Annotated in this window: 17 protein-coding genes; 3 read left to right on the forward strand and 14 right to left on the reverse strand. The window is 58.8% G+C overall.

Features of this window, described 5'->3' with window-relative positions:
* Nucleotides 1–54: 54 nt before the first annotated feature.
* On the reverse strand, nt 55–855 hold the full coding sequence (locus AB5Z09_RS09600) for a transporter substrate-binding domain-containing protein (protein WP_005334079.1): 801 nt from the start codon (nt 853–855) through the stop codon (nt 55–57).
* A gap of 520 nt (nt 856–1375) precedes the next feature.
* On the opposite strand from AB5Z09_RS09600, the gene AB5Z09_RS09605 reads away from it, so the two are divergent.
* A complete protein-coding gene (locus AB5Z09_RS09605) occupies nt 1376–2509 on the forward strand; it encodes a GGDEF domain-containing protein (protein WP_368195151.1) in 1134 nt (377 codons plus the stop codon).
* An 86-nt stretch (nt 2510–2595) separates the two neighbouring features.
* Here the strand turns inward: AB5Z09_RS09605 and AB5Z09_RS09610 are convergent, their stop codons facing one another.
* The 8 genes from AB5Z09_RS09610 to AB5Z09_RS09645 form a co-directional block, all read right to left on the reverse strand.
* Entirely contained in the window at nt 2596–3930 is a 1335-nt protein-coding gene (locus tag AB5Z09_RS09610) for an MFS transporter (protein ID WP_368195152.1), read from the reverse strand.
* A 21-nt stretch (nt 3931–3951) separates the two neighbouring features.
* Nucleotides 3952–5472 carry a signal transduction histidine-protein kinase/phosphatase UhpB gene (gene uhpB / locus AB5Z09_RS09615; RefSeq protein ID WP_005334072.1) on the reverse strand — a complete coding sequence of 507 codons (1521 nt, stop codon included), beginning with the start codon at nt 5470–5472 and terminating at the stop codon, nt 3952–3954.
* The gene (gene uhpA, locus AB5Z09_RS09620) at nt 5469–6059 is read right to left on the reverse strand and encodes a transcriptional regulator UhpA (protein ID WP_005334071.1); all 591 of its coding nucleotides are present in this window, start codon (nt 6057–6059) and stop codon (nt 5469–5471) included. The genes uhpB and uhpA overlap by 4 nt, the downstream gene beginning before the upstream one ends.
* Before the next feature lie 192 nt (nt 6060–6251).
* On the reverse strand, nt 6252–6647 hold the full coding sequence (rnk, locus tag AB5Z09_RS09625; RefSeq protein ID WP_005334070.1) for a nucleoside diphosphate kinase regulator: 396 nt from the start codon (nt 6645–6647) through the stop codon (nt 6252–6254).
* A gap of 245 nt (nt 6648–6892) precedes the next feature.
* Nucleotides 6893–7630: an ABC transporter substrate-binding protein gene (locus AB5Z09_RS09630; RefSeq protein ID WP_219264039.1), complete on the reverse strand. Its 738-nt coding sequence runs from the start codon at nt 7628–7630 to the stop codon at nt 6893–6895.
* Nucleotides 7631–7712: 82 nt separating this feature from the next.
* Nucleotides 7713–8399, reverse strand: a complete 687-nt coding sequence (locus AB5Z09_RS09635; RefSeq protein WP_201906334.1) for a hypothetical protein — start codon at nt 8397–8399, stop codon at nt 7713–7715.
* A gap of 72 nt (nt 8400–8471) precedes the next feature.
* Nucleotides 8472–9863, reverse strand: coding sequence for an alkaline phosphatase (locus AB5Z09_RS09640; protein WP_236293972.1), 1392 nt, complete (start codon nt 9861–9863; stop codon nt 8472–8474).
* 11 nt (nt 9864–9874) lie between these two features.
* Nucleotides 9875–11272, reverse strand: coding sequence for an alkaline phosphatase (locus tag AB5Z09_RS09645; protein ID WP_069555304.1), 1398 nt, complete (start codon nt 11270–11272; stop codon nt 9875–9877).
* 323 nt (nt 11273–11595) lie between these two features.
* Here AB5Z09_RS09645 and ylqF point away from each other — a divergent pair, with 323 nt between their 5' ends.
* Nucleotides 11596–12546 (forward strand): ribosome biogenesis GTPase YlqF, encoded by a 951-nt coding sequence (gene ylqF / locus AB5Z09_RS09650; RefSeq protein ID WP_236282252.1) that lies wholly within the window; start codon nt 11596–11598, stop codon nt 12544–12546.
* Nucleotides 12547–12703: 157 nt separating this feature from the next.
* On the opposite strand, the gene AB5Z09_RS09655 is transcribed toward ylqF, so the two are convergent.
* The 3 genes from AB5Z09_RS09655 to dinG all read right to left on the reverse strand — a co-directional run bounded on the left by AB5Z09_RS09655 (nt 12704) and on the right by dinG (nt 16656).
* Entirely contained in the window at nt 12704–13600 is an 897-nt protein-coding gene (locus AB5Z09_RS09655) for a histone deacetylase (protein WP_368195155.1), read from the reverse strand.
* Nucleotides 13601–13781: 181 nt separating this feature from the next.
* On the reverse strand, nt 13782–14441 hold the full coding sequence (locus tag AB5Z09_RS09660) for a DUF2057 domain-containing protein (RefSeq protein ID WP_042053213.1): 660 nt from the start codon (nt 14439–14441) through the stop codon (nt 13782–13784).
* Nucleotides 14442–14583: 142 nt separating this feature from the next.
* Nucleotides 14584–16656, reverse strand: coding sequence for an ATP-dependent DNA helicase DinG (gene dinG, locus AB5Z09_RS09665; RefSeq protein ID WP_139411342.1), 2073 nt, complete (start codon nt 16654–16656; stop codon nt 14584–14586).
* Nucleotides 16657–17051: 395 nt separating this feature from the next.
* On the opposite strand from dinG, the gene AB5Z09_RS09670 reads away from it, so the two are divergent.
* Nucleotides 17052–18176 carry a porin gene (locus AB5Z09_RS09670; protein WP_115521031.1) on the forward strand — a complete coding sequence of 375 codons (1125 nt, stop codon included), beginning with the start codon at nt 17052–17054 and terminating at the stop codon, nt 18174–18176.
* Nucleotides 18177–18704: 528 nt separating this feature from the next.
* Here AB5Z09_RS09670 and tyrA read toward each other — a convergent pair.
* Both tyrA and AB5Z09_RS09680 read right to left on the reverse strand, forming a co-directional pair.
* The gene (gene tyrA / locus AB5Z09_RS09675; RefSeq protein ID WP_368195157.1) at nt 18705–19832 is read right to left on the reverse strand and encodes a bifunctional chorismate mutase/prephenate dehydrogenase; all 1128 of its coding nucleotides are present in this window, start codon (nt 19830–19832) and stop codon (nt 18705–18707) included.
* 135 nt (nt 19833–19967) lie between these two features.
* Complete coding sequence (locus tag AB5Z09_RS09680) at nt 19968–21041, reverse strand: 3-deoxy-7-phosphoheptulonate synthase (protein ID WP_368195159.1); 1074 nt, start codon at nt 21039–21041, stop codon at nt 19968–19970.
* Nucleotides 21042–21153: the final 112 nt, after the last annotated feature.

Here is a 21153-nt window from a genome sequence, read left to right on the forward strand (position 1 = left end):
TTATTGTGTGGGGAGCTGCGTGGTGCAGGGGCGGCATGTGCCGCCCCCAGGAGGTTATTTGAGCTGATTCAGCCAGGCGTTGGATTCGAACCACTTCTTGTAGAGACGGTCGTAGCTGCCATCGCCCTTGATCTGGCGCAGGTAGTTGTTGAACCAGTTGAGGGTGTCCTGATCCCCTTTGCGGATGGCCCAGGCCAGCGGTTCGAAGGTGAACGGCTTGTCGAGGTGCACCACGGCGCCCTGATTCTGGGAGGCGAAAATAGCGTTGTAGGGCAGGTCATAGACGAACGCATCGACCTTGCCGTTGATCACCTCCAGCTTGGCGTCATCCTGGGTTTCAAACTGCAGCAGGGTGGCTTTGGGGATCAGGCGCTTGACTGCCTGCTCGCCGGTGGTGCCGAGCTTGACCGCGATCTTGTATTTCGGGTCGTTGAGGTCGGTGAAGGATTTGATTTCGCCCGCTTTCTCTTTGCGCAGGACTATGGTCTGGCCGACCACGATGTAAGGATCGGCGAAGTTCACCCGCAGATTGCGCTGGGGAGTGACGGTCATGCCGCCCATGATGACGTCGAACTTGTTGGTCAGCAGCGCCGGAATGATGCCATCCCAGGCGGTGTTGACGAACTCGACCTTCACGCCCATCTCTTTGGCGACCATCTTGGCGAGATCCACGTCAAAGCCGATGTACTGGCCCTGCTTGTTGGTCATCTCGAAGGGTTGATAGCCGGCGTCGAAGCCGACTCGCAGCACGCCGCGTTCGAGCACGGCATCCAGGGTGGAGGTGGGGGCAGGGGTCGGGGCCGCCGTGGCGATCCCGCAAAACAGCAGGGTAGAAAGAATCAGTTTTTTGATCATAAGTGACGTCTCTGTCGGTGGTGTGTTCGGCCTTGAACCTGATCCCGTGCGACTCCGTGGCACAAGAGACTGCTGCATCCGGCAACAGGCAAGACAGGATGAATGTCTTGAGCGGGACAAAAGCCCCATATGAGATGCTATGAATAGTGGTTGAGTGAAAAATGTACCAAAAACAGATTGTGTCAGAAGACTCAACAGGTTAGAGACATTTATTGCTCATGGCTTCATTCATAAAATCACACGAAAACAACATATCTATCTAATTGAGTGGGTTCAAGCCCAAATTATCCCCAAGACATTTTGTTACAAAGTCAGGGCGCCGCTTGCGGCTCTTATTGAGTTTCTGGGCTCCGTAAGAGGCTTTTCATGGGGTTGATACGAATACACATTGGCGGGATATCACACGCATTGCTCTGTTTGTCAGCAAACGAACGGGCTTTATTGTGAAAACCATCAAGTCGCACTGGGTCTTGGCAAACGCTTCTCATATACTCAGTTACCCTCTCTGCATGGCTTTGGTATGGACGCCTCACTACTGCTTAAGCTGGATATTTTTACCTTGATGATCATGGCCTTGTGTGGCTATTGTCTCGGTTTCCTCACTCTCACCATCATCCGCGTTACCCACAACGATATTCCCGGCGTCGGAGTCTGGTGGTGGTCCAGTCTGTTTGCCATGCTGGGTCAGGCGGGATTTGCCAGTCTGCTGCTGACACCCACCCCCTATGGCTCCTGGGTTGGCAATGTCTTCCTGATTTTTCATGTGTCGTTGCTGCTAGTCGCCCAACGCTGTTTCTTCCGGCAATCGCCGGGCTGGCCTGTCTGCTGGGGATTCATCTTGCTGTTTGCCGCCGTCATGACCTGGTCGGTCGCCATCGATGGCCGGATTGCGGTGCGGGTGATGATCAGCAGCGCCACCTTCCTCATGCTCAGTACGCTCATCATCTGGCAGCTCTGGCGTCACGGTCGACCCGATTATCAGGTGGCGGTATGGGTGCTGATTGGCCTCAATCTGGTGCTGATTGCCATGACCCTGATGCGGATATTTACCGTGTGGGGCGAGGTGATCGAAAGCCCGTTCCAGCGTCAGTTGTTCAACGTGTTGCCCTATGTCTCCATGCTGGTGGGTAGCTCCATGCTCACCTTCGGGGTGCTGCTGCTCTGCAACCAGCACCGGGCGCTGGAGCTGCGCTATCAGGCCAGTCATGACCCGCTGACCGGGTTACTCAATCGCCGTGGTTTTATGGAGCGTCTGGCCCGGGGACGCCCTGCACAGCAGGGGGCGCTGGTGGTACTCGATCTGGATGACTTCAAGCAGATCAACGATCGGCATGGTCATGAGGTGGGGGATCGGGTGCTGGAGCGGGTCGGGTTGGTACTGCGCGAGCTGGAAGGAGTATTGGCCAGTCGCTTTGGGGGCGAGGAGTTTGTGCTGCTGTTTCGCCATGCTACCGCAGAGGAGGCGATCGCTCGGTGCCAGTCACTGCGGGTTCAGCTTGCGGCCAGCGAGGTAGAGGGGATCCATATCACCGTCAGCATGGGTATTGCTCACTGGCAGGGAGAGTGGCACTTTGACAGCCTGTTCAGCCGTGCGGATGACGCTCTCTATCGGGCCAAGCGGGAAGGGAAGAACCGGGTCTGTCAGGCTGCCTGATGCAGGAATAGGTTCAGGAATAAAATCAGGGCGCGGTGATCCGCGCCCTGTCTGTTTGCCGGCTATGACTTGTCAGATGCCACCCGCTACTCTGCATTCGCTTGAGCGGTTCTCGGTGCCTGCGCCTTGAGGAAGGGGAGCAGCAGCAGGGCCGAGACGCCCGCCGCCACCGAGATCACCACGAAGAAGCCGTTCCAGTGCCAGATCTCCATCACCTTGGCCAGCGGATAGCCCGACAGCGCGGCCCCCATGTAGGCGAACAGCCCGACAAAGCCGGTGGCCGCCCCCGCCGAGTTTTTGTGGGAGCACTCCGCCGCCGCCATGCCGATCAGCATCTGGGGGCCAAACACGAAGAAGCCGATGGTGAAGAAGCAGGCCGCCTGCATCACATAGCTGAAGAAGGGCATCAGCCACAGCGATCCCACCGCCAGCAGGATCCCCACAGCAAAGATGAGGTTCATCGGGCCACGGTTGCCGTTGAACAGCTTGTCCGATCCCCAGCCCGCCACCAGCGCACCGATAAAGCCTCCCACCTCGAACATGGAGATGGCCGAGTTGGCGCTCATCAGATTGAAGCCGCGCTGCTCGGTCATGTAGAGATTGCCCCAGTCATTGATGGCGGTGCGCACCACATAGACCAGTACGTAACAGCAGGCGAGCAGCCAGATATAGGGGTTGCCCAGCACATATTTGCGCAGGATCTGGCGATGGGAGAGCCCCGCATCCTGAGTCTGCTGGGCCAGCTCCATGGCATCCTTGCGCCACTCGCCCACCGTTGGCAGTCCCATGGCGCTCGGGGTATCCTGCAGCCGCCAGCAGAGGAACAACCCCGCGATGATGGCGATAAGGCCGGGCACTATCATGCCGTAGCGCCAGCCATGTTGCAGGGCGATGGTGCTGACGATAAGGGGGATGAGCGCGCCGCCGACGTTGTGGGCAGTGTTCCAGGCCGACCACCAGACGCCGCGCTCGGTGCGCGAATACCAGCTGGTAAGCAGCTTGGAGCAGGGGGGCCAGCCCCAGCCCTGGAAGAAGGCGTTGGCGACCCAGAGGGCGGCAAACATCCAGAGTGCCGACGAGAGGCCGAACAGGATATTGATAACGCCGGTGGCCATCAGTCCGACACCCATGAAGTAGCGCGGGTTGGCGCGATCACTGATGATGCCGGAGAAGAACTTGGAGCAGCCGTAGGTGATGTAGAACAGGGTCCAGAGCATGCCGATGTCGGACTTGTCCAGCATGCCGCTCGCCAGCATGTCCGGCATGGCGAAGTTGAAGCTCTTGCGGGTGAAGTAGAAGACCGCGTAGCCCAGATACATGGTCAGCAGCAGGTGCAGCCGCCAGTGGCGATAGGTGGCATCGATCTCGGCCTGATCCCGGATAAGGGGCCGGGGCGGCGCGCTTCTCATAAAACTCAGCACAGGCAGGCCCTCTGGTGGTGATTAGCCATGACTCTCTTCCCGTCTGCGACTGGGCAGGTTGACCGTCAGCTGGGTGCCGTGGATGCAGGAGAGTTGCAAACTGCCCCCGAGCGCCTGTACCCGTTCGCGAATGCCGAGCAGGCCATAGCCCTGTTGCGGGCGGCTTTCCGGCAGACCGCGGCCATCATCTTCCAGCACCAGTTGCAACTGCTCGCCGCTGGTCCGGGCGCGAATGGTGACCGAGTGGGCGTTGGCATGTTTGACCACGTTGTTGAGCCCCTCCTGACAGACCCGAAACAGGGTGACCCGCTGGGCATCCGAGAGATCCCCATCCGCCAGCTGCCACTCCAGCCGGGTGACGATGCCGTGACGCTCCAGCTCCAGCTCCCGCAGCAGTGCCCGTACCGCCTGTTCCAGAGTCATGTCGTCGAGCTGACGCGGGCGCAGCCGCCCGAGCAGACCGCGCACCGCGTCGTAGATCCCGAGCGACAGTGTGTCGATCAGGGCGCTGCTCTGGCCCACCCCGGCATTATCGGGGGCGAGGCGGCGCACGATCCCTGCCTGGGTACGAATGGCTGTGATGGTCTGGCCGATGTCGTCGTGCAGCTCGCGCGCCACCTCCTTGCGGATGCTCTCCTCGGTCTCCAGCAGCCGCTCGGTGAGTTGGCGATTGTGGGCGAGCTGGCGGGTCAGCGCCTGATTGAGTTCGCGCTGGCGCTGGATCCCGGCGCCGAGCAGCAGGCCGGTGAGGCTCTGGGCCAGCAATGAGAGCAGCAGGTCGAGGGGGTGATCGTGCCAGGCCTGACTGGCCAGCAGGGCGATGGTGTTCATCAGGGTGGCAAGCAGCGCCCCCTGCCAGCCGTAGCGCCACGCCATGGCGATGATGGGGATGGCCAGACAAAACGGGGTGAAGCGCACCAGCGAATTGGGCAATCCCAGTTGCAGCCAGAGACTCAATACGAACAGCAGCAGATACCAGACCAGATGGCGAAAGCGCCACTCCACCGGTTGATCCACCAGCGCAGGGCCGAGCGGCACCCAGGTGGCGCGAGTGAGGTAGTGCCAGATCAGCATGCAGGTGGAGGTCAGCGTCAGACCGCCTGTCAGGCTGAGCAGCAGGGCCGAAAGACCATCTTCCCCCGCCAGATGCCAGAGCAGGGCTTGCAGCAGCGCCGCCGCCGTGACGGTGGCGAGCAGCAGCAACAGTTGTTGCCAGTCGTTGCGCACCTGCTGGCGACGGGCAATCAGCAGCGGTAGCAGGGTCAGCAGACTGCCCGCGACCAGCCACGGCCAGTGGGGCAGCCCCACTTCCAGATTGAGCCAGTAGAGCAGTAGCCCTTCGCACAGCAACAGCGGCGGCCAGTAGTGGCCGGGACTTTGCAGCAGCAAGCCGAGGCGCAGGCCGAAGGGGAACAGCAGCACCGCCAGCGCCGGGCCGCCCGCCAGATGCAGGCTGATGCTCCAGAGGCAAAACCAGCCGGCGGCAAAGATGAAGCAGGCCGCCAGCGCGATGGCGACATAGCTGGCAAAACGGGAGATCACCAGCTATCCAGCATGCGGTGGGCCAGCTCGACGTTGTTGCTGACCTTGAGCTTGTCCATCAGGTTGGCGCGATGGACGTGAACCGTCTTGGGGGAGAGTCCAAGCTGCTCGGCGATGGCCTTCACCTCCAGCCCCTGTGCCAGCAACTGGGCAATTTCCCGCTCCCGATTGGTGAGGGGATCCCGGCTGCTGCTGGCCAGCTTCTGGGCGATGTCCGGTGTCAGATAACACCCCCCCTGAGCGGCGGTACGCACAGCGGCGATCAGCTCGTCCGGACTGCACCGCTTGGAGAGAAATCCCTTGGCGCCGGTTTGCAGCGCCTGCTCGATGAGGGCGGGGCTGTCGTGAACCGAGAGCATCACTACAGCCAGACCGGAGGGGAGCTGCTTGAGCAGATCCAGCCCCGACTGGTCGGGCATCGAGATGTCGCAGACGCAGACCCTCGCCCCGCTGCCGGGCAGACCGGCAAGGGCGTCGCTGGCGGAGCCGAATTCGGCAACCACCTGCAGATCGGGCTCCAGATTGAGCAGTTGGGCAAAACCGGATCGGACGATCTGGTGATCGTCGATGAGGGCAATTTTTATCATGATGTCAGCCTGAAATTCGGTGCGTCATGACCATGACGCGGCCAACAAGATACCTGCCCCCCGAGTCAGGCTCAAGCAGCAGCAGGAAAAGGGGCTAAAAACCGGGGGGCAAGGTGCGCAAAGCTTGATCGGGATCAGCTGGCAAGGGCGAGCAAGCGGGCTGATCAACAGGGGATGACCAGCCCGGGGGACTCAGCGGTGCAGCTCGCCGGCGCGCTCCGGCTGATAGACCACTTCCAGAATTTCGACCTCGATGGTGCGACCGGCCGGGCCCGGCCAGGCGATGCTGTCGCCCACTTTCAGACCGAGCAGGGCGCTACCCACCGGCGCCAGTACCGAGATGTTGCTCTCGTCGCCCTTGGCATCGCGCGGGTAGACCAGGGTGAGGCAGAACTCGTTGCCGCTGCTCTGCATCTTGAAGCGTACCTTGCTGTTCATAGTGACCACGTCCGGCGGCATGTCGGCTGGTTCGCGGATCTCGGCGCGGTCCAGCTCCTCTTGCAGGGCCAGATGCTGCGGGTGGTTACCAAGCAGTTGTTCGATACGGTCCAGATCAAGGCTGGAGATAACCAGATGAGGTTGTTTCATAAGATATTCCTTATCAATAGCGGATAGGCCCATACCGGCGGGTGCAGGTTGGCCATCACACTGGGTGTTACAAAAATGGATTCAACAGGTTTAAGCGATTGAAAATGCCATGCCCCCAAGCGACTCGCGGCCGAAGGAGCGAGGCGGGGGCTCAGCAGGGTGTGAGCAAATGCGAGGAAATAGCGAGTATTTTCATGGGGCTACCATAACCATTCTGGCCGGCCTTGGCAACCGTGATTGAGTGACTACTCAGGAGCCTGATAGTTGTACTGACGGATGATCCGCGCCAATGTGCCATCATGGCGCATCTCGTCGATTACGGCTTGCCAGCGCTGCGCCTGTTTGAAGGGGAAATTCTTGTGAGCGGCCAGGAACAGTTGGGTGTTCATCAACACTTCCCCACGAACTAGCTGTTGTGATGAGCGTTTGTCTTGTTGTTGGGCATACAGGATGACATTCCATGCGGCGACCCAGGCATCAATGCGACCGCGATGGAGTTTATGAGCGTTTAGTTGCTCATCTGCCACTGTCTCTCCCCGGATCCCGATGCGTTGCTTGAGTAGGTGTTGACCAAACGAGTAGCGCAGCACGCCCACATCAAGGTTCTTCAAATCGCTGCTTTTCAGTGCTTTTGGGTGAAATCGGCGATCGCTGACGATCAAAAATTGCTCATCGAGGATGGGCGTTACCCACTGATAGAGGTGCTCTCGCTGACTGCTTCGCACGGGCGGTATCATCAAGACATCGGGGCGGTGAATTGTCTGGGTCAGTGCACGTGGAAGTGGCATCAGCTCGATGGTAAGCGGCTCGCCTAGACGGCGGGCTGCTTCCTCCATGATCTCGATACCCACCCCGCTGGGTTTACCATGGGAGGACTGAATGACGTAAGGGGGCAGCTCGGCCGCCACCAGCACAATAGCCTGGGCACCGGTGTTCACCAGCAACAACAGCAGGGCAAAAAAGGGCAGGCAGAGAGCGCGCATCAAGGTCGTAAGCCAGAGTCGAATATGCAGAGTGTAACATTCCTGCCTGCGTTGTCGTTGCACCTGCAGATGGGTTGGGATCTCAGTCGAAGAAATCCCGCAGATCGCGCACTTCGTAATCAGCGAGTTGCTGCCAGGGGAGCTGAGCAGGCAGCTTGCGCAGTGTCACCTCCATCCGGTAGCTGCGATAGCCGTCGAGACTGGCCGATTCGACCACCAGCGGGATCTGCCACTGACTCGACCAGAGAATGCGGGTTCGTTGCTGCCCTTCGCGCTTTTCATACCAGCGGGCCTGCTCGGGGGCGGCCTCATCCAGCGGGGTCATCCCCTCGATCAGTGCCGGGTTGACGAGATGGCGGATCCGCAGCCAGTCGGGCTTGAAGGCCACCTGGCCATACTCTTCCACCGGCACCTCAACCAGCTGGTTGTGCCAGCTGTCGGCATAACGCAGCTGAAGTTCACCCTCATCACTGCGGCTGACCCAGCGGGCTGCCATCTGGTGGGTAAAGTGCTTGTGGCCGGGGGTGGCGTCGTGAGTGGCGTGATAGGCGCGGGCAAGGGGTAGGGGAATGAGCCGCTGGCTCCACACCTGATTGCCCACGCGCAGCCACTTCTCTTGCCAGACACTCTCTCTGGCGATGCCATCGCTGCCGGTGTTCCGGTCGTGATAGCTGATCCGGGCGGCGAGATCCGGGGGGGTGTCGTCAGCATGCAGAGGGAAGGCGAGGGTGCTGCCAAGCAGCCATAACGAAAGCAAAAGTCGCATCATCATCTGTCGCTCGAAAGAGCCGGGGCCCGGGCCGCTGAGTCAATTGCTCAGATGCACCCAGGCCCCTGCTGCTTACAGGCCGAGCGCCTCCCGCAGTTTGCCAAACACCTTGGTGTTATCCAGTGTGCCTTTGAAGCGGTTGCTGCCGGCGCCATCGGCAAACAGCATCACATCGCCGCCGCCGTGGGTTTCCGATGTCAGTTTGACACCGGTCTCCTGCAGGTAGTCATTGGCCATCACTTGATCGCTGGTGAGGACCGGGCGTACATCGGGGCGGTTGGGGCCGTTACCGAACACCAGGGTGGTGAAGGGCTTGCCATCCACATCGTTCTGGGTCGAGCCATCGCCATTTTTAACCAGATCCAGCACCGGATTGCCCTTGGCGGAGTAGCCGTTAATGGTCATGGTGTGGTCATGGTCGGCGGTGACCACGATCAGGGTATTGCTGAGATCCACTTTACCCAGCGCCGTCTTGACCGCCTCATCCAGTGCCACCGCATCGGTGAGCGAGCGCTTGGCATTGGTGCCGTGCAGGGCGTGATCGATCCGGCCGCCTTCTACCATCAGGAAATAACCCTGACTGTTCTTGCTCAGCAGGTCGATCGCCTTGGCGGTCATTTCGGAGAGGGACGGCTGGGTATTGGCAGCCCCTTTGGCGACCCGATCCAGCTCGTAGTCGAGGTGGGATTTGCTGCTGAACAGGCCGAGCACCTTGCCGCTGGTGACCTTGGCCAGTTCACTTTGAGTGGTGACATAGCTGTATCCCTGCGCCTTCATCTCGGCGGTCAGGTCGCGGTTGTCATTGCGACCGCCCTTGTTGCTGGCGCTGTAGGGGGTCCAGTGGTTGGCACCACCGCCCATCAGTACATCGACCCCATCCCCAAGCGCCTGGTTGAAACCAGTTCCTCCCGGAACAGCTTGTGCGGCGATGTCATAAGCGGCATCCCGATGGCAGATGTGGGCGTAGGTAGCCGCCGGGGTCGCGTGGGTCAGCTCGGTGGTGGTGACGGCCCCGACCGATTTGCCTGCCGCCTTGGCCAGCTCCAGGATGGTGGGCTCCGGTTTGCCGTTATCGCTGCTGCAATTGTTGACGGTTTTGTTGCCATTGACGTCTTTGCCGGGGGCGACGGCTTTGGTGTCGCTGCTCATGGCGATCACCTCGTTGTTCATCTTGACCCCGGTGGTGTAGGCCGCCATGGAGGGGGCCGAGTCGGTGGTCTGGGCATCGTTGGAGAAGGTCTTGATGCGGGCACTGCGCGGCAGTTTCATCATCTCCAGATTGCCCTCTTCTCCCACCTTGAACAGGCGGGTGGCGGTGAGCACGGTGGGGCCCATGCCATCACCGATAAAGAGAATGACGTTTTTGGCATCACCGGCCTGTGCCTGGGAGGTTGCGCCCAGCGCACTGAACAGGGCGGCGCAGACCAGCGTGTGCTTGATGGATGTGTTCATCTGTTTGCTCATGAAAGTGCTCCTTACAGCTTGGCCGCAGCCTTGATCTTGCCGAACACGGCGGTGTTATCGAGTGAGCCATGGAAGCTGTCAGCCCCCTTGCCGATGGCGCCGAGGAAGACATCGGTGCCGCCGTGGGTCTCGTTGCCGATCTCGCCCACCTTGACCACCACTTCCTGGTGGTAGTCATTGGCGGAGACGGTGGCATCGTCGAGCGGGGCGACGCTGCTGCGCGGGCCATCTACCCGGTTGTAGCCGTTGCCAAAACCTATGATGGTGTAGGGCATGCCCTCGCTATCCTTGCTTGGCTCGCCAGTCTCGTAGTTCTTCACTAGCCCGAGTACGCCGGGATTGTCGGCGGTGGTCTTGCCGGTGCGCTTGGCATAGCCGTTGAGCACGAGCGTATGGTCGTGGTCGGCGGTGACCACGATCAGGGTGTTTTTCAGCTCGGGGTCGCTCTTTTTCACCTCGTCGATGGCGGCCTTGATGGCGTTGTCGAAGGCGATGGTGTCCTGCAGCGCCCGCTTGGCGTTGGTGTCGTGTAGGGCGTGGTCGATGCGACCCCCTTCCACCATCAGGAAGTAACCCTTCTCCTTGCCCTTGAGCTGCTTGATGGCAGCCAGGGTCATCTGGGCCAGTGACGGCTCGCTGGCAGGGCGGTCCAGGTCATATTTCATGTGACTGGAACCAAACAGTCCCAGCAGCGGCTTGCCCGCATCGGCCTTGTTCAGCTCATCCAGATTGCTGGCAAACTGGTAGCCCTTGGCCTGCATTTCGCTGATGAGGTTGCGGCCATCCTCCCGCTTGCCCTTGTCGGCTTTGGGCAGGAAGAAACTGCTGCCGCCACCGAGCACCACATCCAGCCCCTCCTTGAGGGCGCTGTTGTAGCCTTTGCCGCCCGGTACCAGCTGGGCGGCGATATCGGCCTCCAGATCCCGGTTGCAGATATGGGCATAGGTAGCCGCCGGGGTGGCGTGGGTCACCCGGGTACTGGTTACCACACCGGTACCGCGGCCATCGGCTTTGGCCAGCTCCAGCAGGGTAGTCACCGGCTTGCCGGCACTCTTGCTGCAGTCGCTCTCATAGGTGGCATCGCCGTCCATGCTGATGACGCCGTTGTTGCTCTTGACCCCGGTCATGTAGGCCGCCATGGAGGGGGCCGAGTCAGTGACCTGGGCATCGTGGGAGAAGGTCTTGATGAAGGCCGTCTCTGGCAGGGTATCGATGGTGAGATCACCCTCTTCGCCGACACCGTAGATGCGGGCCGCCGTCAGGGTGTTGAGGCCCATGCCGTCACCGAGGAAGAAGATGACGTTGGTGGGTTGGGCTGCGGGCTTGGTCGCCACCGTGTCATTGTCTGATTTGCAGCCGGCAGCCAGGGCGGCGCCGATCATCACTGCAAGTCCTGCCATTTTTCTCATTGGGGTTCGCTCCTTGTAAAACCTGAGCGCAGCCTAGAGGGGGCAGATGACACTTTTACTGACTATCGGTGACGGTTGTGTGAAAAAGTGATGAAAATGTTACACTATATCAATGTGTTATCTGTCAATTGAGTCAGTTGGCCCGGTCGCTTCCGGCAAGGTTGCTCCGCCTCGGCGGTTTGCTGATTTGATGAAGTGATGGCTAGAATGACCTGTCAAAATGTGCCCGCAGCAGGTAAAATGCGCCCCCTTCGTTCGATGCCCGCGGCAGAGCGCCTGTTGTTCCATGCGCGCGCCCGCAGCCCCCACAGAGAGTAACGGATATGTCCATCAACTGGTTCCCCGGTCACATGCACAAGGCCCGCAAAGAGATTGCCGAGGTCATGCCCCAGGTCGATGTGATCATCGAGATGCTCGATGCCCGCATCCCCTTCTCCAGCGAAAACCCGCTGGTGCCCGAGCTGCGTGGTGATACCCCGGTGATCAAGGTGCTGAACAAGGCGGACCTGGCCGATCCGGCGATCACCGATCTGTGGGTGGCACACATGGAAAAAGAGAAGGGGATCAAGGCGCTGCCGCTGACGCAACAAGAGCCGGAGAAGATCAAGCAACTGCTGACTCTCTGCCACGAGATGCTGCCGGAGCGCAACTTTGAGCTGCGCGGCGTGCGGGCGATGATCATGGGGATCCCCAACGTGGGCAAGTCCACTCTGATCAATACCCTGGCGGGGCGCATCATCGCCCGCACCGGCAACGAGGCGGGGGTGACCAAGTCCCAGCAGCGGATCAAGCTGGATAACAACGTTATCCTGACCGATACCCCGGGTTTCCTCTGGCCCAAGCTCAACCCGCCCTCCTGTGGTTATCGTCTGGCCATCACCGCGGCCATTAAAGACACTGTGTTCGACTATGCCGATATCGCCATGTTCGCCGCTGACTACTTCATCAAGGCCTATCCGGAGCGGATCAAGGCGCGCTACCAGATTGACGAGTTGCCCGAGACCGAGATCGAGCTGTTGGAGATGATCGCCCGCCAGCGGGCGTTTATGCGCAAAGGGGGGCTGGCCGACTTGCACAAGGCGTCCGAGATCCTGATTAACGAGTTCCGCTCCGGCTTGCTTGGCCGCATCTCGCTGGAGACGCCGGAGATGGTGAGCGTCGAGATTGTCGAAGCCGCCGCAGAAGCCGAGCAAAAAGCCAAAGAGAAGGCCGATCGGGAAGAGGAGCGTCAGGCCCGCGCCCGTCGCAAGTACGCCCGCAAGCGTCAGAAATAGTTATCCTCAGGCGTCCCGAGTTTGCCTGACAACGAGCGAGCTTGTGTGACCCAGATGACGAAACACGAAGAGGCGACCCCAGGGTCGCCTCTTCTGTTTTATCTGGTGAAGTGCCCGCCCACTTCTGATGGGGTGTCCGCGCTATCAAGCCATGCCATCAGCTAAAACGGTGGCGCGCTATTTCAAACAGCGACATATGAAGCGGGATCAGCTGTTGCCAGTCGCGGCGATAGCCGCCACCGGGCACAGCGGCGACAGGCAACCCATGCTGGATTGCACAGTCAAATACCATGGCATCGCGCAGGCGAACCCCTTCATCGCTCAGGGAGAGATAGCCAAGCTCGTCAGCATGATGCACATCGACGCCCGCCTGATAGAGGATGAGATCCGGCGAATAGAGCCGCAGTGCCAGCGAGAGTGCCTGTTGCAGTGTGGTGAGATAGGCATCGTCCGTCATGCCGCTTGGCAGCGGAAAGTCGAGGTGAGAGGCGGCTTTGTGATGGGGAAAGTTGTGTTCCCCATGGAGGGAGAGGGTGATGATATCGCGCCGTTCGGCGCACAGGGTCGCACTGCCATCTCCCTGATGCACATCGAGATCGACGATCAGCACCTGTTCACAGTGCCCCTCGTCGAGGCAAGCCTGCGCCGCAATCACCAGATCGTTGAACAGGCAAAAACCGCTGCCGTGATCGCGATGGGCGTGGTGATAGCCACCTGAGATCTGCAAGCCGCAGCCCTGCTCAAGTGCATGGCGGCTGGCGGCAACGGTGGCACCAACCGAACGCAAGGTGCGCTCCATCAGCATGGGTGACCAAGGAAAACCGATCTTGCGGATGGCGCGCTCTTCAAGCTGGCCGCTCAGGGCCGCCGCGACATAATCGGCATCGTGAATGCGACAGATTTGCTCCCAGGTTGCGGCCGGCGCTTCGCCAAGGGGGTAACCCTGCACCTGCAGGCGCTCAAACAACCCCTGATACTTTGCCAGCGGGAAGCGATGACGCTCGGGTAGCGTCAGGGAGGAGTAGAGAGGGTGATAGAAAATGCGCAACGACATGGTGCCATTCTCCCTGGCAAGGTGGCGCTTTCTATATATGAAATCAGCAGATGAATCCATATATGTACTCCCTATATAAAGGGGAAGTGGCAGCGCATAAATCAAGACGCGTCGTGAGTGAGACCGCAGGATATGGAAAAGGGGAGCTTGGCTCCCCTTTCAGTCAATATCCCAGCTCGGTTTATTGCTGCTGGATAACCCAGATCTGGAAGGCTTTGCGGGTTTCCGCATCGGCCTTGTTGTACCAGTTTTGCAACTGGGTCAGCGCTTCCGGATTGCTTTGAGCCTTGCTAGGGGCAACCTGAACCGGTGCGCTAGCGGCAGCCATCACGGCAGCAGTAGAGACGGCAACGGTTTTGGGCTGGTTGAAGGCTTTGCCCATGTTGATCAGCTCTTGCTGATAGTCACGGGTCAGCTGGAAGCCTTCTACTTTCGGCATCACGAACTGTTCGCTGCTCACTTGCTGGCCTGTGACCTTGTCTTTCAGCGCTACTTTCTGCTCTTTGACAAACTGCTTGGCTTCGGCTTCGTTGCGGGGCTTTTTATAGTCCAGCACCAGCTGCTGATTGTCGGCGGCGGTGAAGTTCAGCACCAGCGGCTCGGCGGTGACCAGCTTGATATCGCTGCGGCTGGAGTAGTTGCCTTCAAAAGCGACGACCAACTGGTGTTTGCCGGCAGAGAGGGGGAAGATACTGGTTTTGTCGAGCAGCTTGGGGTTGATGGATTGACCATCGATCAGCTGGACGACATAGGGGTTGGTCACTTCCAGTTGAGCATCAGCCAGGGCGCTACCGGCCCACAACAGACCAGCCAGTGCCGGTACCAGAACAGTCAGTTTCATTTCATCTCCTTGAACAGTCAGGCGATTGCCCACTGAAAACAGGGGCTTATTTTTACAGGTTTAGTCTACTGCGGCAATGGCTCTTTCTGGTGGTCAACGTTCGCTCCGCTGTCAGTTTTTCTATCAATAATAACCGGATTATTTATTCGATCCGCCGTGTAAACGGGGGGAGGGCATCAAGCAACCCCTTGCCATAACGTTTGGTCAGCAGGCGGCGGTCGAGAATGGTGACCCGTCCCCGATCAGCCTCTTTGCGGATGAGGCGGCCACAGGCCTGGATAAGTTTGCGCGATGCCTCCGGCACTGTCAGTTGCAGAAACGGGTTGCCGCCTCGCTGCTCCACCCACTCGGCGGTAGCTTCCTCGACCGGTGAGTTGGGTACCGCAAAGGGGAGCTTGGTGATGACCAGATTGGTAAGGTAGTGACCCGGCAGATCCAGCCCCTCCGAGAAGCTGCCGGTACCAAACAGGATGCTGGCCTGACCGCCATCGCATTTTTGTTTGTGCAGGGTGAGCAGGGCATTGCGGGAGGCTTCCCCCTGCACCAGCAGTGACAGTCCCTTGGCTCGCAAGCCAACGGCCACCTCATTCATCTGGCGGTAGGAGGAGAAGAGCACCAGACTCGCCTCTTTGCCGGCCAGAATACGTGGCAGTACGCTGATGAGCTCGTTGGTAAAGGCTGGCGAGTTGGGTTCGTGCTCCATCTTGGGCAGATAGAGCTCGGCTTTCTGATAGTCAAAGGGGGAGCGCAGGCGCAGATAGCGGGTACCGTCGTGCTCCTTGAGCCCCACCTGATGGCGAAAATAGCTAAAGGAAGAGAGGGCGGTGAGGGTCGCGGAGACCAGCACGGCCCCCAGACATTTCGACCAGAGCCACTCCTCCAGCAGATACCCCACTTCAATCGGTGAGGCGTGCAGCCAGATATCGCCGTCATCGCTCTTGGCCATCCAGCGGGCGAGCGGGGTTTTACCGGTCGGGACATGGCGCCCCAGCATCTCCCAGAGGGCGCAGAAACTCTCCAGCCGTTGCAGATGAAAACCGCTCTCTGCCAGCAGAGGTTCGGCCTCCTTGCGGCGGATCTCACCATCTTTCAGCGCTTCACCTATGGCCCCTTGCATCCGATCCAGCGCCCGCAGCGCCTTCTTGCTCGACTCCTTGAGATTCTCCGCCAGCATGGGCAGGGGATCCGGCAATACCCCTTCGGCGAAGCGGTAGTGGGGTTCACTGCCAAACAGCCGATCGTTGGCGCTGAGCCACTGCTCGACAGCCTTCAGATCGGGCTGGATGGAGGCCAGTGCATCCTGCAGTTTGAGTTGGGGGTCGAGCAGGCTCTCCTTATTAAGAGTTCGCGCCAGCTTGCCTGCACTTTGTACCAGCTTCTCCAGCCAGCGGCGGGAGCCTTTGACGCTGGCCGACGCAGCGCCGTGATCCCGGGCGATAGTGGGCAGGTGATGGGCCTCATCCAGCACATAGATGCACTCATCAGGGGGCGGCAGAATGATGCCGCCGCCCATGGTGAGATCGGAGAGCAGCAGCGCATGGTTCACCACCAGCACATCGGCGCTCTCCATGTCGTTGCGGGCGCGATGAAAAGGGCAGTGCTGGTGATGGCTCAGCGCCTTGTTGCAGGTGTGGCGGTCGGCGGCGATGCGATCCCAGCAAGTGTCGGGAATGGGCTCCGGCCAGTTGTCCCGATCCCCGTCCCATTTGCCATTGGTGTAGGCCTGCCACAGGGCCTGGTAGCGATCCTTGTCGCTGTCAGATGGTTTGGATTTGCTCAGACTGCCAAAGTCGAGCTCGAAGTTAGCCATCTCGGCACCACTGGCTGCCTGCTCCAGCAGATGCTCGCAGCAGTAGCGCTGACGCCCCTTGACCAACATAAAGCGAAACGGCAGCTCGCTATGGCGGTGGTAAAAAGGGAGGTCTTTGTGGATCAGCTGCTCTTGCAGGGCCACGGTGGCGGTAGAGATCACCAGCTTCTTCTGGGTGAGCCGCGCCACCGGGATGGCACCTTGCGCATAAGAAAGAGATTTGCCTATACCGGTTCCTGCTTCGGCAACCAGGATCCGGCGCTGTTTGTCGTACTCGCCGGTCAGGGTTTTGGCTATCTCTGCCACCAGAAAGTTCTGCTCTTTGCGCGGCACAAAACCGGGTAATCCATCCGAAATCTGACGATAGGTTTGACGAATGGTGGCTTTAAGGCGAGTAGAGAGCATGAAGAGAAGGCCAGTTAAGGGTTAATCGAAGGACAAGGATACCCGCAACCCCTTGGTGAGGTCGAGGCAGCAGCCATTATCACGGCAGTTTTACGCTGATCAGACCACTTTGGTTGTTTATCAGGTAGTTGGCGTTATTTGCATGCAAAATAGACTATTTGAGTCCAAATAATCAGCAGGATTCATTGTAAACGTTTTCCTTTTGCCTTGCAGTCAGGTGAGACTTGGCTCACATTTTTGCCTCCATGACTATGGTTTCCGTAAAAAGTTCCAAGTTTTTTCATTGCGGTTCAAAAAATCCGGTGCTAGTCTCGGCGGCATAGTGATGCAAAGAACATCGCTAACACAGGGAATAACAACAACTTAGTGTTTAATTACAGTAGGCATTGGAAACTATGAAAAAGACAATTCTGGCTATTGCTATTCCGGCTCTGTTTGCATCCGCAGCCAACGCTGCCGTTGTTTATGACAAAGACGGTGTGACCTTCGACGTATACGGCCGTGTACAGGCTAACTACTACGGAGATCACAACAAGGCTGTTGGCGCCACTGATGACGCCTATAAGTTCGATACTAAAACTGGTAACACTGTTTTCGTGCCGGGCAGCGCTGCTAGCTACCAAGACGTAGATGGTGAACTGGTTGGTTCTTCCCGCCTGGGTTGGTCTGGCAAAATCGCCCTGAACAACACTTGGTCTGGTATCGCCAAGACCGAGTGGCAAGTCTCTGCTGAGAACTCTGACAACAAGTTCAACTCTCGCCACGTCTATGTCGGTTTCGACGGCACTCAGTACGGTAAGATCATCTTCGGTCAGACCGATACCGCTTTCTACGACGTACTCGAGCCGACCGATATCTTCAACGAATGGGGCGATGCAGGTAACTTCTACGACGGTCGTCAGGAAGGCCAAATCATTTACTCCAACAGCTTTGGTGGCTTCAAAGGCAAACTGTCTTATCAGACCAACGATGAAAAAGCTGTTGTAGTTACTGACGTAGGTCAAGGTATCAAAGAGAAAGCCGTATATGGTGACAACGTTAAGCGTAACTATGGTTATGCTGCTGCTGCCAGCTACGACTTCGACTTCGGCTTGGGCTTCAACGCAGGTTACGCCTACTCCGATCTGGAAAATTCTGTAACCAGCACCACTGGCGACAAGAAAGAGTGGGCTCTGGGTGCACATTACGCCATCAACGGCTTCTACTTCGCTGGTGTTTATACCCAAGGCGACCTGAGCTATGACACCACCACCGGTGGTGACAAAGACAAGGGCCGTGGCTACGAGCTGGCAGCTTCCTACAATGTAGACGCGTGGACCTTCTTGGCTGGCTACAACTTCAAAGAAAGCAAAGTCGCTTCTAATGCCGCTGGTGCACAGTACAAAGATTTGGTTGATGAAACTCTGTTGGGTGTCCAGTACGCTTTCACTCCGAAGCTGAAAGCTTACACCGAGTACAAAATCCAGAGCATCGAGAAGCTGGACGACGAGTGGACTGTTGCTCTGCAGTACAACTTCTAATAAGTTGCACATGAGTAATATCCTGGCTTGAGTCTTTGACCAAGCAACGAATGGCCGAGATAATATCTCGGCCATTTTCTTTTTTGGCGACTACGTACTGGCGTCATGATGAATCGCCGGATTGCTGTGTTAAGTGATATTTGGCAAACCATCAGTCTCGATTAATCTCTCCTGCTTCCTGCTTCCTGCTTCCTGCTTCCTGCTTCCTGCTTATCTCTTTGATGGGGAGGGCACTGCTCTCCTTTACGTCATACAGTCATTGCTCGCAGCAGCTTGGTTTGACCGTGAGTATCTGGCTGCCCTTGCAAGGGGCGGTGCTATTTGCGTGGATTGTGCGGATATTGAGGGGGCATACTTGGGATGTGATGCAGTACAGTAGGGGGAGATTGTGAGGCCAATCAGCGGTAGGTACTTGATGTGTCGCCGCTCGCGACTGAGTTAGCGTTGAAATCGGTAATAAACAAAAAAGGGAAGATGCCTGAGTATCTTCCCTTTTTGGTGATATGAGCGGTGACTGCTTTTGCAGGATCAGCCGTGTTGGCGGCGGTCGTTGGCCTGGGCCAGTAGCATGCGGCTTTCACGCAGGAACTGGTCGGCGTGTTCGCCGAAGAAACCGGAGACTTGCGAGAAGGCCTCTATGAAACCGTCCCTGTCCCCCCGCTCCAGCAGCCCCAGCGCTTCGCCGAAGTTTTGGTAGTAGCGGCGGATCATCGCCAGATTCTGCGGTGACGACAAAATGATGTCGGCATAGAGGTGGGGATCTTGGGCAAACAGCCGCCCTACCATGGCCAGCTCCAGCCGGTAGATGGGGGAGCTCAAACTCAGCAGACGATCCAGATTGGCCTGCTCCCGGGAGAGGTGCCAGCCATAGGCAAAGGTGGCGAAGTGACGCAGCGCTTGAATGAGGGTCATCGCCTCATCGTGGGCCTTGGCTTCCACCTGTTGCAAGCGGGCGCCCCAGATGGTCATCTGATCCAGCAGCCATTGGCTGGCGGCGGGGTCACGACCCTGGCAGCAGACGATCACCTGCTTGGCGAGACTCGCCACATCCGGCCCGAACATGGGGTGCAGTCCCAGTACCGGCCCTTGGTGCACCGCCAGCATATGTTCGAGCGGCGCCGCTTTCACGCTGGTGACATCGACCAGCAGGCAGTGGGCGGGCAGGTTGCCGAGGCGGTCGATGATCTGGCAGGTGATATCGATGGGCACCGCCACCATCACCAGACCGGCTCCGGCGAGGATCTCGTCAGCGCGCGACCAGTCGGCTTGTTCCAGCGTCTCGACCCGATAGCCTGAGAGGCTGAACATATGACCGAACAGCCGACCAAGCTGGCCATGACCACCGATGATGACCACCTTGTCAAGATCCGGCTTTATGCATTTGAAGCCTGTATCTTTCTCGCTGGCATAAGATTCACGCATCACCCGGCGCAGCACGTCTTCGATGAGATCGCCGGGCACCCCCAACTGCTCAGCCTCGGCGCGGCGGCGGGCCAGCATGCTCGCTTCCCGATCCGGTGCATAGATGGGCAGGCCGTGGCGGCTCTTTACCTCACCCACTTCTCCCACCAGGGCCAGACGGGCGGCCAGCAGATCGATCAGCTGCTTGTCCACCGCATCTATCTTGTCCCTGAGTACGTTCAACTCTTCAGCCATATCCAGTCCCTGCTGGCGCCGCGAGCGGCGGCGCCCTGAAAATCAAGATGCAACAAGGTATCACGGCGTGAGCGGTTTGATGCCACCACTAGTGATACCTCGATTGTTCAATAGGTTACGACAAGATACCACGGCTTACCGTGCAGTTCTGCCCTTGAGGGGGTCAGCCAGCTGGTTGTGGCAGCGGTCCAGCAGGGTAGCGGTGGTGTCCCAGTCGATGCAGGCATCTGTGATGGAGACCCCGTAGCGCATCTGCTCCTTGGGCTGCTCGCTGGACTGGTTTCCCTCGAACAGGTTGGATTCGAGCATCACCCCGATGATGGAGCGGTTGCCCTCCTGGATCTGGTGGATGACGTTGTCGGCCACCTTGGGCTGCAAACGGTGATCCTTGCTGGAGTTGCCGTGGCTGCAATCCACCACAAGGCTCGGCAGCAGGCCCGCTTTCTCCAGCGCCTCTTCCGCCAGCGACACGTTGACCGAGTCGTAGTTGGGATGTTTGCCGCCGCGCAGGATGACGTGGCCATCCGGGTTGCCCTGGGTCTGCAGCAGCGCAACCTGGCCCTGCTGGTTGATCCCCATAAAGGCGTGAGGGGAGGAGGCCGCCTGCAACGCATTAATGGCAGTCCCCAAGTTGCCGTCTGTGCCGTTCTTGAAGCCGACCGGCATGGAGAGGCCGGACGCCATCTCCCTGTGGGTCTGGGATTCGGTGGTGCGGGCGCCAATAGCTGACCAGGAGAAGAGCTCGGCCAGGTATTGCGGGCTGATGGGGTCGAGCGCTTCGGTGGCCAGCGGCAACTCCAGCTCCGCCAACCAGCAGAGCAGCTCGCGGGCACGGTGCAGCCCCAGCTCCACATCGAAGGTGCCATCCAGATTGGGGTCGTTGATAAAGCCTTTCCAGCCGACTGTGGTGCGCGGTTTCTCAAAGTAGACCCGCATGACAATGTAGAGAGCGTCCTGATAGGCATCATGCAGCGCTTTGAGTCTGGTTGCGTACTCTTTGGCGGCGTCCATGTCGTGGATGGAGCAGGGACCACAGATCACCAGCAGCCGGTGATCGCGGCGGTGAATGATATCGGCGATGGTATTACGGGCCCCTTGCACGAATGCCAGCGCCTTGTCGGAGATGGGTAACTTCTCCTTGAGCTGGGCAGGCGTGATCATCACTTGTTCGGACTGGATATGGATGTTGTTCAGGGGGTCTCTTTGCATGATTTCATTCTCTCTACTGTATTAAGCCAAAAGCGGTTGTACCTATATATTTACACTGGTACCTGCTTTGTTACGCAACCGCCATCACCTTACCAAGGAAAAACAAACAATC

The organism is Aeromonas sp. R2-2 (assembly GCF_040908355.1).
Lineage (GTDB): Bacteria > Pseudomonadota > Gammaproteobacteria > Enterobacterales > Aeromonadaceae > Aeromonas > Aeromonas veronii.